The organism is Dyella sp., from assembly GCF_036746095.1.
Lineage (GTDB): Bacteria > Pseudomonadota > Gammaproteobacteria > Xanthomonadales > Rhodanobacteraceae > Dyella_B.
On record NZ_DAIOEU010000025.1, the window covers coordinates 1 to 12,621 of the forward strand.

13 protein-coding genes are annotated in these 12,621 nt (G+C 58.4%); 10 read left to right on the plus strand and 3 right to left on the minus strand.

The genetic code is table 11. The features are described from left to right. Positions 1-307: 307 nt before the first annotated feature. Together V7M64_RS11760 and V7M64_RS11765 are read right to left on the minus strand one after the other, a co-directional pair. Positions 308-1,708 (minus strand): ATP-binding protein, encoded by a 1,401-nt coding sequence (locus V7M64_RS11760; protein WP_333679338.1) that lies wholly within the window; start codon positions 1,706-1,708, stop codon positions 308-310. Continuing rightward, on the minus strand, positions 1,705-2,364 hold the full coding sequence (locus V7M64_RS11765; RefSeq protein ID WP_324147485.1) for a response regulator transcription factor: 660 nt from the start codon (positions 2,362-2,364) through the stop codon (positions 1,705-1,707). The genes V7M64_RS11760 and V7M64_RS11765 overlap by 4 nt, the downstream gene beginning before the upstream one ends. Before the next feature lie 282 nt (positions 2,365-2,646). On the opposite strand from V7M64_RS11765, the gene V7M64_RS11770 reads away from it, so the two are divergent. Next, entirely contained in the window at positions 2,647-4,119 is a 1,473-nt protein-coding gene (locus V7M64_RS11770) for an MFS transporter (protein WP_333679339.1), read from the plus strand. Between the two features lie 347 nt (positions 4,120-4,466). Here V7M64_RS11770 and V7M64_RS11775 read toward each other — a convergent pair whose 3' ends face one another. Continuing rightward, a complete protein-coding gene (locus V7M64_RS11775; RefSeq protein ID WP_333679340.1) occupies positions 4,467-5,456 on the minus strand; it encodes an LLM class flavin-dependent oxidoreductase in 990 nt (329 codons plus the stop codon). A gap of 30 nt (positions 5,457-5,486) precedes the next feature. On the opposite strand from V7M64_RS11775, the gene V7M64_RS11780 reads away from it, so the two are divergent. The 9 genes from V7M64_RS11780 (at position 5,487) to V7M64_RS11820 (ending at position 12,451) form a co-directional block, all read left to right on the plus strand. Then, complete coding sequence (locus tag V7M64_RS11780; RefSeq protein ID WP_333679341.1) at positions 5,487-5,684, plus strand: hypothetical protein; 198 nt, start codon at positions 5,487-5,489, stop codon at positions 5,682-5,684. 255 nt (positions 5,685-5,939) lie between these two features. Further along, complete coding sequence (locus tag V7M64_RS11785; RefSeq protein ID WP_333679342.1) at positions 5,940-6,269, plus strand: hypothetical protein; 330 nt, start codon at positions 5,940-5,942, stop codon at positions 6,267-6,269. A 320-nt stretch (positions 6,270-6,589) separates the two neighbouring features. After that, complete coding sequence (locus V7M64_RS11790) at positions 6,590-7,321, plus strand: hypothetical protein (RefSeq protein ID WP_333679343.1); 732 nt, start codon at positions 6,590-6,592, stop codon at positions 7,319-7,321. 184 nt (positions 7,322-7,505) lie between these two features. Continuing rightward, entirely contained in the window at positions 7,506-8,387 is an 882-nt protein-coding gene (locus V7M64_RS11795; RefSeq protein ID WP_333679379.1) for a type IV secretion system protein, read from the plus strand. Between the two features lie 25 nt (positions 8,388-8,412). Next, entirely contained in the window at positions 8,413-8,904 is a 492-nt protein-coding gene (locus V7M64_RS11800) for a DUF4189 domain-containing protein (protein ID WP_333679344.1), read from the plus strand. 131 nt (positions 8,905-9,035) lie between these two features. Further along, positions 9,036-9,554 (plus strand): hypothetical protein, encoded by a 519-nt coding sequence (locus V7M64_RS11805; RefSeq protein WP_333679345.1) that lies wholly within the window; start codon positions 9,036-9,038, stop codon positions 9,552-9,554. Positions 9,555-9,571: 17 nt separating this feature from the next. Continuing rightward, on the plus strand, positions 9,572-11,152 hold the full coding sequence (locus V7M64_RS11810; RefSeq protein WP_333679346.1) for a DUF2235 domain-containing protein: 1,581 nt from the start codon (positions 9,572-9,574) through the stop codon (positions 11,150-11,152). Between the two features lie 42 nt (positions 11,153-11,194). Beyond that, positions 11,195-11,740 carry a hypothetical protein gene (locus V7M64_RS11815; RefSeq protein WP_333679347.1) on the plus strand — a complete coding sequence of 182 codons (546 nt, stop codon included), beginning with the start codon at positions 11,195-11,197 and terminating at the stop codon, positions 11,738-11,740. A gap of 108 nt (positions 11,741-11,848) precedes the next feature. Continuing rightward, positions 11,849-12,451 carry a hypothetical protein gene (locus V7M64_RS11820; protein ID WP_333679348.1) on the plus strand — a complete coding sequence of 201 codons (603 nt, stop codon included), beginning with the start codon at positions 11,849-11,851 and terminating at the stop codon, positions 12,449-12,451. Positions 12,452-12,621 lie beyond the last annotated feature (170 nt).

Sequence of the window (12,621 nt, forward strand, 5' to 3'; positions counted from 1 at the left end):
ATGCATCCTTAAAATGGATTCCCGCTTTCGCGGGAATGACGGCCATAGAGCTTCTCGCGCTTTTCGAGTCGCGGAATCGACAGGCGACGCTAAGTGCTTGTGATCCATCATGTCGCCATGGATTTCGCAAAACGCATGCCGGACAGCAGTGCGCTTTCGCGGAAATGACGGCCCTAAGGGATACGGCGATTTTTGAGTCTTGCCCTCGATAGAAGAGCACTAATTCGCCGGGGTGACGAATCGGTAAGTTGCAGGCATCGGAGGATGTTGGGGTTCGCGTTCCGCTCCCCCAACTTACGCCTCAAGTTCAAAGCACGGGCTGCACCACGGCATGCAACGGCTCCACCGCCGTCGGGGCCACCGGCAGCGCAAAACTCACCCGCAAGCCCTGCCCGCTATCGCGCATGTGCGCGCGGATGCTGCCGCCATGCAGCTCGATGATGCTGCGGCAGATGGTCAGGCCCAACCCGCTGCCCTGATCCTCCCCTTCCCGCACGTTGAAGCGCACGAAACGGTCAAACGCGCGCTCGCACTGTTCTTTTGTCAAGCCAGGGCCTTCGTCTTCGATGCTGAGGCACCAGTTGCCATCGGCGACCGTGGAGGTCATGGTGATCAAGCTGTTCGGTGGCGAAACGCGCAGCGCGTTGGTCAGCAGGTTGAAAACCACCTGGCGCAGCCATTTCTCATCCATCGCCACCACGCCATCGCCTTGCTGCACGCAACGCAGGCGCCGTCCGCGATGTTCGACCAGGGCATGCACGTCCGGTTCGACGCTGCGCACGAAATGGCCTGGATGTTGGTTGACGAGACTGAGCTTGACGCCGTTCACTTCCGCTCGCGATATGAACAACAGTTCGTCGATCAGCTGATTGATGCGCGCCAATTCATCCAGTTGCACCAGCACGGCGTCCTCTTGCCGCCGTTCGAGCTTGCCTTCGACAAGCAACCGTTCGGCATGCAGGCGCACCAGCGACAGTGGCGTCTTCAATTCATGCGATACCTCTTCGGAAAACTGGCGCGATTGTTTGAACGAGACTTCCAGGCGATCGAACATCTGGTTGAGTAGCCGCACCAGATCGAAGAGCTCGTCCTTGCCGGCGGGAACAGCGATACGTTCGGCCAGGTTATCCGAGCGTATGCGATTTGCGGTTTCGCCGATCAACCGCACCGGACGCAGGATCAGGCGGCTGGTAACGATGCCGATCAAGCCGCTGGCCAGCAGCATGATTGCCAGCAAGGCAATACACACTTCGACATACGCGGTCAGGTCCTGCCGCATCTGCCGCATCGGCGTACCGATCGTCACATCGAACGGCCGCATGATGAATTCGCCGACGCGCAATTCACCCACGCCCGGCACGAAGGCGTTGTAGACGTGCTTGCCCGGCACGTCGGGAATCGGCTTGCCTTCCAGGTTGTTCGAATAGAACAACATGTCGTGCGGCGGCTCATCAATGTTGATGTAGAACAGCACCGAGGCGTAGTCGGCGGTTTCGTGAATGCGCTGGTCGACGATTTGCGGCGTCAGTGCCGCATAATTGGTGCCAAGGCGCGCCCGGATCTGCTCGAATTCGGTTTTGTTGAGAAGGTCCAGATCGCCCTGCATGTGGCTTTCCAGCAGCACGTAGCCGACCCCAAAGAGCACGGCCAGCGTGATCGTGGCACTCAGCGCAAACCACAGGCTGATGCGTGCCCGCAGGGATTTCATACCAGTTGATAGCCTATTCCGCGCAGCGTCTTGAACAGCGACGTGCCGGCGCCATCCTCGAGCTTGGTGCGCAGCCGGCTCATGTAGACGTCCAAAAGATTGTCTTCGACCAGCCCTGGCCAGATGCGCTCGGAGATGTAGGAGCGGGTCAAGGTACGCCCTGCGTTTTGCATGAAGATCTCCAGCAAGGCGAATTCCCGGCTGGTCAACTCCACCGGCTGGCCGCGCAGGCGCACGGTGCGGCTCAACAGATCGAGCTTGATGCTTTTGTGCTCCAGCATGGTCTGCTTGACCGCGCTTTGCCTGCGCATCAGCGAACGCACGTGCGCGAGCAGTTCCTCGAAGCTGAAAGGCTTGGGCAGATAATCGTCGGCGCCGAGGTTCAAGCCGGTGATGCGGTCGTCCACCGTATCGCGTGCGCTCAAGATCAATACCGGCTCGTTGAACCCGCACCGGCGCCATTCGCACAGGAGTTCCAGGCCATCGCCATCCGGCAGACCCAGATCGAGAATGATGACGTCGAAGTTATCGTCCGCCAGCGCGTCCCGTGCGGCATGGCAACTCTGCGCCCATTCTGCGGTGTAGGAGCGCTCGCTGAAACCACGCTTCAAGAATTGACCAAGTTTGTACTGGTCTTCGACGATCAGGACTTTCATGGACAAGACCCGCCACCCCGTACGGTGATTGAGTCTACGCCAAACGACAAAGCATGCTTGATGCGACGCACAAGCTCATTTGGAAAGCCGCGCTTACCTGAAAATTTTTTAAGGGAGCTTTCATGAGCACGACAGGAAGCCGTTCTATGGTCGTACCGTAACTTGGCGCAGTACGCGTTTATCCCGGTGAGCCACGGCCCTAAGACGATGCTGAAATTCCACGCCCACCCGGAATGTTTTTTAATGCACAGTGATACCTCAAACCACCGCATCGAGACCCTCATGAAGTTATCTGCAGGCACATCCACGCCCACCGATCCTGCCGCTGGCGTGGATGCACAGCCGACCACCCTGCCCGCCGCCGGCGCCTCGGCCACGATTGCCGCGCGCCTCGATCGACTGCCGACATCGCGCGCGCTGTGGAAAATCATCGCGCTGATTTCGCTGGGTGGACTGTTCGAATATTACGATCTGTTCTTTACCGGCTACGTCGCACCGGGCATGGCCAGATCCGGTTTGTTTACGCCGGATTCCCTCGGCTTGTTCGCCAGCCTCGCCGGCATCAAGGTGGCGGGCTTCGGCACCTTCGTGTTCAGCACCTTTGCCGGACTCTGGCTGGGCGTGGTGTTGTTCGGCCAGCTTGCCGACCGCTATGGCCGCCGTCCCGTGTTCAACGGTTCATTGGTCTGGTATGCCTGCAGCACCACCATCATGGCATTCCAGCACACGGGGGAAATGGTCAACATCTGGCGGTTCATTGCAGGCGTCGGCTTTGGTGTGCAGCTGGTCACCATCGATGCTTATATTTCCGAGCTCACGCCACTCGCGCTGCGCGGGCGTGCCTTTTCGCTGAACCAGTTCGTCTCGTTTTGCAGCGTACCGGTAGTGGCCTTGCTGGCCTGGCTGCTGGTACCGGCCGCGCCGCTCGGACTGGATGGCTGGCGCTGGGTGGTCTTGATCGGTTCGGCCGGCGCCGTACTGGCGTGGCTGTTGATCCGTCAAGTACCCGAGAGCCCGCGCTGGCTCGCCCTGCATGGACGCGCCGAGGAAGCCAATACCATCACTACCGATATCGAACGCCGGATCGAAGCGGAAACCGGCAAGGCACTGCCTGCGTTTCACGTGGAAGCGCCGGAGGAAGAAAGCACAGGCCAGTTCCGTGAAATCTTCGCTTCGCGCTATGGGCGCCGCACGGTGATGCTGTCGGTGTTCAACATGGCGCAGGTGATCGGCTTCTACGGCTTCGCAGCATGGGTGCCGACGCTGTTGATCGCACGCGGCATCAACATCACGCACAGCCTGCAGTATTCCTTCATCATCGCCATCGCCAATCCGTTCGGCCCCTTGGTCGGCACCTATTTCGCCGACTACCTGGAACGGAAAACGCAGATCATCCTTGGATTGAGCGTGATGGGTGCGGCGATGCTCGGCTTCGCACATGCCACCTCGCCGGTGCTGCTGATTGCGCTGGGCGTCGTGTTTACCCTTGCCGCGAACATCATGTCCTACGCGTACCACAGCTATCAGGCCGAGCTGTATCCCACGCGCATACGTGCACGCGCCGTCGGCTTCGTTTATTCATGGAGCCGCTTTGCTGCCGCTTTTGCGGGCCTTGCGATTGGGTATTTCCTCAACCTCGGCGGTGCGCTTGCTGTTGCCACCTTCATTGCGATTGCGATGGTCGTGGGTATTGCGGTGATTGGTGTGTTCGGGCCGTCGACGAAGGGCATCGCATTGGAGCGCATCAGCCATTGAGCGCGCTACGGGATTAGCGCCCGCGCTTTGCTGCTTGCCATCTTGCTGCCTGGAGGGAGGGTTGGGGTGGAGGTATCCCCGCGTTTTTCGCTCGTCATTCCGGCGAAGGCCGGAATCCAGTGAAATATGATGTGCGAAGCACTCAACATAAAAAGTAATGTGTGCTGCGCACCATGTATTTCACTGGATTCCGGCCTTCGCCGGAATGACGATTCGCTTCGCAATTGGCTTGATGTAACCCCAAGGTTTTTCTGGAGTAGCTCGCAAAAAAAAGGATGCTCGGCCCCAACCCTCCCCTACTCCACGCAGGGGAGGGAGCTAGCCGCCGCAAACATCAAGTTCCGGCATTAAGGGAATACCTTGCGCGCCTGCATCGCCCATTCGAATGAACGCTTGCGCGCGGCGTGGTCAAAGATGTTCGCGGTAATCATCAACTCATCCGGCCGATGCCGCGCGACAAACGCCGCCAAACCTTCCCGCACCGACTGCGGATCGCCCACCACGGCACACGCCAGCGCACGCTCCACCATCGCCTTTTCGTGCGGCGCCCAATACGCATCCATGTCGTCGATCGGCGGTGGAATCAAGCCAGGGCGTCCACGACGCAAGTTGACGAAGCTCTGCTGCTGCGAAGTGAACAACCGCCGTGCTTCGGCATCGGTTTGGGCCGCCACCACGTTGACGCCAAGCATTGCGTACGGCTTGTCCAGGCGCGCAGAGGGCTTGAAGTCACGGCGATAGAGCACCAACGCCTCATCCATCGCATCCGGTGCAAAGTGAGAGGCGAATGCGAACGGAAGGCCGAGCGCGGCAGCGAGTTGCGCGCTGAACAAGCTTGATCCCAGCAACCACACCGGCACGTCGATACCCGCGCCAGGCACGGCACGCACCGCTTGCGCTGGCGCGGCAGGCTCGAAATAGGCCAGCAATTCCTGCACGTCGGCGGGAAAGGTTTCCGCTGCTTCGTAATAACGGCGTAGTGCGCGCGCAGTCGCCTGATCCGTGCCGGGCGCACGTCCCAGGCCCAGGTCGATGCGCCCCGGATACAGCGAAGCCAGCGTGCCGAATTGTTCGGCCACCTGCAGCGGTGCGTGATTGGGCAACATGATGCCCCCCGCCCCGACGCGGATGGTCGAGGTGCCACCCGCCACGTGGCCAATCAACACCGCCGTGGCCGCACTGGCGATACCGGGCATGTTGTGATGCTCGGCCAGCCAGTAACGCGTGTAGCCAAGCTGCTCCGCCCAGCGTGCGAGATCCAGCGTGTTGGCGAAGGCTTGTGCAGGTGTATGGCCTTCAGTAACGGGAGCGAGGTCGAGTACAGAAAAAGGGATCATGCGTACGCCCCATGCAAGGAAACTCACTAGGTGGGGACGGTTGTGCGCATTGCCAGGGCGCGTGCTTCAACCGCGCGGCTGTCTGTTTCGCACATCGATGCAAACAACTACGTGGCCTACGACACGCCGGTACCGATCGATCCCACGTCATGGGCACAAGGGCGCATCACCGGTGGCCTGCAGGAATTCGGTTCATCGCTGGCGGCCACCCTGCAGACCCCGGCATGAAGAGACCCTTTTTATTTTGGGGAGGGGAGTCACTTGAAAAGACCCTGATGTCGTGCATACAACCTGCGCACATAGCCTGTCATGCAATCCTTACAGACAGACCCATACACATTTGCTACGTTCGCCCCGTCGTCGACGCCATCCTAATCCGTGCAACGTCGACGACCCATGCAGCAATGCTTGGAGAAGCGCAGACCGTGAGAGCAGCAACTCCCACGATCTGCTAAGCCACAACCAACTAGCAGAGAGTTGACTATGACCTCCACGGATCATACGGCACACGCACGCCCATCGGTTCGCAAAGAACCCAAATCCCCTCCCGATCCGTTCATCGACCCGCGCAATCCGCCGGGCGTAGGGCTGGAAAACTTCGACAACGACACCGTAAGACTCGCTGGCATCTCGCTGGCCATCAACGTGGTCCAAGGTGTGCTGGCGCGTAGCGAATCCAGCCAACAACCCAGTGCCCCGCACAGCACACGGCTCGTCCTGCCGCTCAACCCGGTACAAACCACCGGCTTGCACGCAGCCGTCTATCTGCTGCAGCAATACGCGGACACGCTGTACCCGGAACCGGGTGGATAACGCGTTTGTGCGACGTACGGTCCCTTCGCGGCATGCCGATTGAGGAACGGCGTGCCGCCTTTGGGTGCTGACAAGGCGGTGAGGCTTGGCCTTACAGCACCGCCCTACAAACCGCAGATATTCGCTACAAAACCATCGGCGCATGCCGCCTATACCAAGCGCGCGTTCCCATCGGATAGTTCGCGTCAGGGTTGACTTCTCGATCTGAGCTCGACACCGAATGGCGGCGCCTCAAGCACGCCGCATGGGGTGCGGTGAGACGAGCGAGCAACCCATCTTGCACGCCACGCGGTTGGCACGCCCCACCAGGAGAATCACGCATGCTTTCGTTTTACCGCTATTCCACCCGTCTTCGCCGATGTGGCCTGGCATTGGCCCTCACCCTGACCACCTCATCCGCTTGCGCGCAATGGGCGGTCATCGACGGGGCGAATCTCGAAGCCAACAAGGAAGGTTTCTACAGCCAGCTGCAGCAGACCATCCATCAACTGGAAACCGAAAAACTGCAACTGGAGCAACTGATTTCAAAGATCTCCGGCCTGCGCTTCCACGTCGACCTGGGCAAGCAGTCCTTGCAGCCCGTCAGCGATGCGGACCGCGACAACCTCGTTGAAGTGAATTGCCAGAACAATAACGGCGGCATCATCGGCAGTGCGGTGAACGCTTTGACGTCCTCTCTGGCCTCTCACTCCATCCGCGAAAGCCAGCAACAAATCTGCGCGCAGATCGTGATGGCCCAGATCAATAAGTACAACCTCACCGTGGGCATGCTCAACAAGGTGCAGGGCTATCACTCCGCGTTTGATCAAGTCTCCGACATCATCGACAACGTCAATACCTTGGCGGACTCCGGCCGCGCCGCTACCCAAACGCAAACCTACAGCAACGCGCTCACTACCGAGATGGCCAACTGGCGGGCGCAAATCGAAGCCGACGACGCCATCATCCGTACGCTGGAAGAGCAGCAAAGCATGTTGGCGCGTACCGCATTGAATGGCGGCGGCAGCAGCGCAACCGGCAGCGCTCTAGGTAGCGTGCTCGGCGGCTTGTAAACGTCATGGCCAACCATGCGCCAATGGCAGCGAACGTCGAACGTCCCTCAGCCCCCTGCCGCCTACAACGCCCGAAAGGACCAGCCTCATGCCCATAGATGGCGGTTTCGTTTACTTCGTCGATATCTACGTCAAGATCGACAAGATGATCAACACATTCACCGACGGCCTCCTGGGCCGCGCCATGGATTGGGTCGGTCTTGTGGCCTATGCCTTGGTCACGCTATGGCTGATGTTCATCGGCTACCGCGTCCTCACCGGGACGCTGCGCGAGCCGTTGATGGCCGTGATGATCGATATGGCCAAGATCGTGTTCATCATCAGCACCGCCTGCTCCATGTCCTTGTTCGGCACCCATCTGAGCCAGCTCATTGGCAACGATCTGGGCAAGGGCGTCAACCAGCTCATCAGCGGCAAAGACACCAGCATTCCCGCCACCATCGACAAAAACCTCGCCTTGACCGGCGGCGTCATGGGCACCATCAGCGCCGTGCAGATGGGTAAGGGCGAGGCGGCCGACCCGCTCACCGCCAACCATCAGGAAAAAGCCGAGAACTACGCCGTCTTCGGCGTGGCCGCTCCGCCCATCACCGCCGCCGTCATGCTTCTGATGTACCGCTTCGCCATGGCGCTGGTGATCGGCCTGGCCCCCATCTTCATTCTGTGCCTGATGTACGAACCCACCAAGCCACTGTTCCATGGATGGCTGATGTCCTGCCTCAACACCTTGTTCTCCATGGCCATGCTCAACGTGGTCAGCGCCATGGTGTTGGATATAAGCATCCGTGTGGCAGCCGGCGTATGGGCGGTCGACCTGCTCGGCGGATTCCTGCCCGACGCGATGAAACAAGGCTTGATGCAAATCTCCATGGAACAAGGCGGCATCGGGTTGATTCTCACCATGCTGATCATCACGGTGCCGCCAATGGCTGGAAGTTTCTTCCAGCGGGCGGTGGGGAGTTTTATGCACTACTCGGCGTTTGGGAATAATCGGAAGGGAGGGGGCGGGATGCCGGGCAACCTTCAGCAACGTCAAGACGACTCCTCGGGAAATAAGTGGAAATAACTATTAACCACCGTTTGAGGTAACCATGAGAAAGCGAATAAACACCTGGCTTCTCGGGGTCACTCTATTGTTTTTCTGCAATATTGCAGAAGCTCAGGTAGGACTCTGCCCCCTCGGCATGAGCGAGTACCCAGGTCGCAATGGGATTCCATCATGTGGTCCACTCCGTTCCGATTACGATCAACCACAGGGACGCTGGCAAGATCAGTGGGGGGCGCTTGCAGCCGGCGAGGATGGAACTATCGGTCTGTCTTCAAATCAATCCACCGAAAACGCCGCAAAAGAGATTGCTGTCGAGAATTGCGCATTGCGAGGTGGCAAAAATTGCAAAACTACGAGCACCTATCGAAACGGATGTATTGCTCTTGTCAATGGCAACAACATCGGCTACTCATCTCGCGATTCAACACGTGAGAAAGTGATAAAAAATGCGATGAAGTCATGCAACAGAGCGGGCGAAAAGAATTGCGAGATCTTTCGTGTCGAATGCAGTCAAGCCAAATGGGCTGGCGATTAATTTTGGTGATAAGGAAATAAGCCATGCGCAAATCTTCATCCCAATCACTTCGGACCATTCGGCACACTCATCCGTGGAGCATGCCAAGCGTGCTGTTCGCATTGACACTTATGACAGGATGCTCAACCGCCATGACAAACCACCTTTCTAAACTTGGCGAAGGCGACGTTGTTCGCAACACATTTCCGCTGAAGTTCAAGAGTCACGCCTTTGGCGCCTATTGCTTCAACGCTGTTGGTTGCAAGGTGCTCTACGCAAACATGTATCACGTCAGGAAGAACGAAAATGAGATTTCTCCGCCACCTCTTCCCGACTATCTCAATAGGGTAAGCGCCTCAACTATTGGCATTGACAATTTTCCACCCGCCGCCGTCGTCACTTGGCACTCATTGGACGGCAAGCCCCACGAGGCCAAGGTGGATATTGGAGCGATTTTCAAAGATCAGCGCATTTTGCACCACGTACCGGAAGACCAAATTCCAACGGAAACGGCAGCATTCGACGGGGCGAGCATCATTCTCGTGGTAGATGACCGCACCATCAATGTTTATATGAAGACAACGATTTACCTCAAAAAGCCGCGCGATCCATCGAATCCTCGCAGCACGAGAGTGCATGAGATGACCTTGGCCTACACCCGTACCTACTGACCTCAAGGAACACCAGGATGTCTGAGAAGCACAAAGTGGGTCCCGATGGAGTTCTCGAGGATGGCACCCGACTAATCCCCGTCACACGCCAAGATTTTCATTTGTACGATCAGGCGCAGCAGTCCCTTAGCCGCCTCTCTGTACCGGTGCTTCTACATACCGGCAATCCGCATGAGCGCCTGTTCATTGCCAACTTCGATGGCACCGGAAATGATGCCCAACATGACCCCGAACACATCACCACCATTGGTGTATTTAAAGAACAGCTTGATAGTCTTTCCTATGACCATTCCCGCATAGCATCCCAATATATCTCGGGTCCCGGCACTCAAGCCCATTTTGTCCCCCGAACTACGGACAGCATCTCTGGTTACACTTATGACAAGCGAATCGAAACCATGTACGCGTGGTTTGTCCGCCAGGCCGATAAATGGCTCCAAGAAGACCCCGAAGCCCAAATTCGCGTCGTTGCCACTGGCTTCAGCCGAGGAGCCGAACAAGCCGCTGGCTTCACCCGCGTCGTTCACGAGCGCGGCATTCAAGACCCCGCGGGCGAAAAGATCCACCATCACTTCTTCGGCCACGACACCGTCACCTACAACAATCCACCCTTGGTGGCTCCCGCCCAAATTCCCCAGGCCGTAATGCTGATAGACCCGGTCGGCACCGGTCGTCCGCATAGCCGTGATCGCCAGCTGCCCCCCTCGGTCGTTTCCGGCTTTCAGCTCACCGCGCGCGACGAACGGCGCACTGCGTTCCCTTCTACACCCATTATTCCCCTGGGCGCTTCCGATGATGGTCGCTTTCTCGACGTTACCTTGCCCGGTGCGCATTGCGATCTTGCCGGCAGCTATCACCATGACGGCCTGGCGATTCTCAACCGCAACCTGGCGGTGGATTTCCTCAATGCGCTCAGCGATACGCCACTGCTGAAAAAGCAAGCCGAGCCCGAGGACTTGCAGCGCTACATGATTCATCGCTCGGAAGATCACCAGATCTTCTACAGCACCCGCTATGTACGCGAACACGGCGTACGCGCCGAACGTGGTGCACAAGCCGGCGCCCCCGATTGCCGCGCCACCTTGGCCTGCTTGCCACCGGAACCGGTGGATGCCGCCATCGCATCGAAAGTGACGGATCGCCACCCCGTGGCGATTGCGTCACTCCCTGCTCCATCGCCAACGATACCGCCATCTACACAAACCTTGGCGGAGCCGTCGCTGGAAGAACAGATTCGGCAAGACTTGCAACGTCTCCAAGAACAATTGCACCGGCTGCAATCCCAGTACATGCCCGAACACACCGTGCCGCAACAACGTGAGCAAGAGCAGCCTGTACAAGAGCGCGAGGCAGCCACCGCATCGCGCGTCGACGTCTCCGCCATCACCCCGCACAGTTCCATCGACGAGATGTTCGAAGCCTTGTACCAAGCCAGCGTCGTGAAGGATCACGACGCCATCAGTGTCGTCTCGCAGGCATATCTGCAATCGGACCATGGTCAGGCGTGGCTGCAGATGGGCCGGGATTACAACGAACAATTGGAGCGGCAGGCTCTTGAACAGCAGATGGTTCGCAGAGGGCCATCGATGAGTCGCTGATCTTGCCGCGCCACCCACTCTCTACGTCAAAGGAATGCCTCCATGTCCGCGTTGGAAGTCAAAGCACTCGCACTACAACTCAGTTCCGCCATCCAAGTGCTTCAAGAACGCATCGACCGCGCCACACGGCAATCGCTACAAGCCACGCAGGCGCTCGATCGGCAGGCGAAGCAATCGCTGGAAACATCCCACAAGTCGGTTCAACAAGCCTTGGCGGAAATTCGCCAGGGCACCGGGCAGGCCATCGCCGAGGGCGTTCGCGATGCCATGCAGGATATCGGCCGCACGATGCAGGAAGGTACGCAGCAATTCGAGCAGGCCCTTGCGAAGCTCCAATTGCGTTTGCAATCCGTCAGGCGATTGAACACTGCGCACGCTTGGAAAACCTTTACCGCCAGTGCAGTCGGCTCCCTTGCGATCATCGCGGTGGCTACCTACGCCAGCTTTCAGGCGCATGCCGACATCAAGCGCTCGGAATGGGTGCAGCAGATCAACGCAGCCGTCGAGGCCGGGCACTTGGCGCCCTGTCCGGAGGGCGGGCTTTGCGTGCAGGTGAACAACAAATGGGTGCGGCTGAACGGCAAATAGCAACCCCACCCCTCAAACGCGGGCCTGAGCCGGCAGCAGCCATGTTCCCGCTCGCACCTCTTCGGGCCGCGCCACGGCATGGCCTTTGTCAATCGCATACGGTGGCCTATGGAAGTATCGACGACGAGATCGACAGTGAAGCATTTTTTTATATGGCCAATCTATTTTACGGTCACCATGATGGCTGTATTGCTGATTGTCCTGAATTTGCCTCAGCCCGCTATAAACCGCATCGCTACGACGATTGCCAAGAATCACTGCAAGCCGATAGGCGCGGCCGACACCATTACCACGCCCCACGTCCTGCTATGGGATGCCTTTAGCTGCATGGCCGAACAGCGTCCCGACGATGCTGTGCCCATCGCGATTATGGCCGCTGCCTATCTCAGCTTCGACGCATATCGTCTGCAGGATGGCTCCAAGGAAGCCTATATCGCCATCGATTCACTGCGCTGGTTTCAGCGGTTGATGAGCGAAGAACAACGCATGCAGTACGCCGCCAGCCAAAATGCACTGAGAAGCGAGCCAGGGATGTGGCAAGCATTTTGTATGAAAATGAATCACATCGGACCACCAACGTACTATCCCCACTATCTGTCTCATTTCCGTCTCCCTGATTCCACCCGGGCGAACGGCCCTTTGCTCAAAACCGACTTCGATCCAAAGCAGACTTGGCGGACCATTCTGACCGAGCTGCACTGCAAGGTATGAACCTGTGCATAGCCAGGCTGATGCGCAGGTTGGGTTAGCCCGGACTTGATGCCTGTCTCTCAATCACAAAATCCGACGCGGCGTCAGAACCAGGCTTCGCGAAGATGGATTCCCGCTTTCGCGGGAATGACGGCCAAGTAACGTAGACGATCACCGCAAAGTGGCTAGCG

Bases quoted from the DNA above. Each gene is read 5' to 3' on its own strand.
- V7M64_RS11760 (WP_333679338.1), bottom strand. From the start codon at position 1,708: ATGAAATCCCTGCGGGCACGCATCAGCCTGTGGTTTGCGCTGAGTGCC.
- V7M64_RS11765 (WP_324147485.1), bottom strand. From the start codon at position 2,364: ATGAAAGTCCTGATCGTCGAAGACCAGTACAAACTTGGTCAATTCTTG.
- V7M64_RS11770 (WP_333679339.1), top strand. From the start codon at position 2,647: ATGAAGTTATCTGCAGGCACATCCACGCCCACCGATCCTGCCGCTGGC.
- V7M64_RS11775 (WP_333679340.1), bottom strand. From the start codon at position 5,456: ATGATCCCTTTTTCTGTACTCGACCTCGCTCCCGTTACTGAAGGCCAT.
- V7M64_RS11785 (WP_333679342.1), top strand. From the start codon at position 5,940: ATGACCTCCACGGATCATACGGCACACGCACGCCCATCGGTTCGCAAA.
- V7M64_RS11790 (WP_333679343.1), top strand. From the start codon at position 6,590: ATGCTTTCGTTTTACCGCTATTCCACCCGTCTTCGCCGATGTGGCCTG.
- V7M64_RS11795 (WP_333679379.1), top strand. From the start codon at position 7,506: ATGGATTGGGTCGGTCTTGTGGCCTATGCCTTGGTCACGCTATGGCTG.
- V7M64_RS11800 (WP_333679344.1), top strand. From the start codon at position 8,413: ATGAGAAAGCGAATAAACACCTGGCTTCTCGGGGTCACTCTATTGTTT.
- V7M64_RS11805 (WP_333679345.1), top strand. From the start codon at position 9,036: ATGACAAACCACCTTTCTAAACTTGGCGAAGGCGACGTTGTTCGCAAC.
- V7M64_RS11810 (WP_333679346.1), top strand. From the start codon at position 9,572: ATGTCTGAGAAGCACAAAGTGGGTCCCGATGGAGTTCTCGAGGATGGC.
- V7M64_RS11815 (WP_333679347.1), top strand. From the start codon at position 11,195: ATGTCCGCGTTGGAAGTCAAAGCACTCGCACTACAACTCAGTTCCGCC.
- V7M64_RS11820 (WP_333679348.1), top strand. From the start codon at position 11,849: ATGGAAGTATCGACGACGAGATCGACAGTGAAGCATTTTTTTATATGG.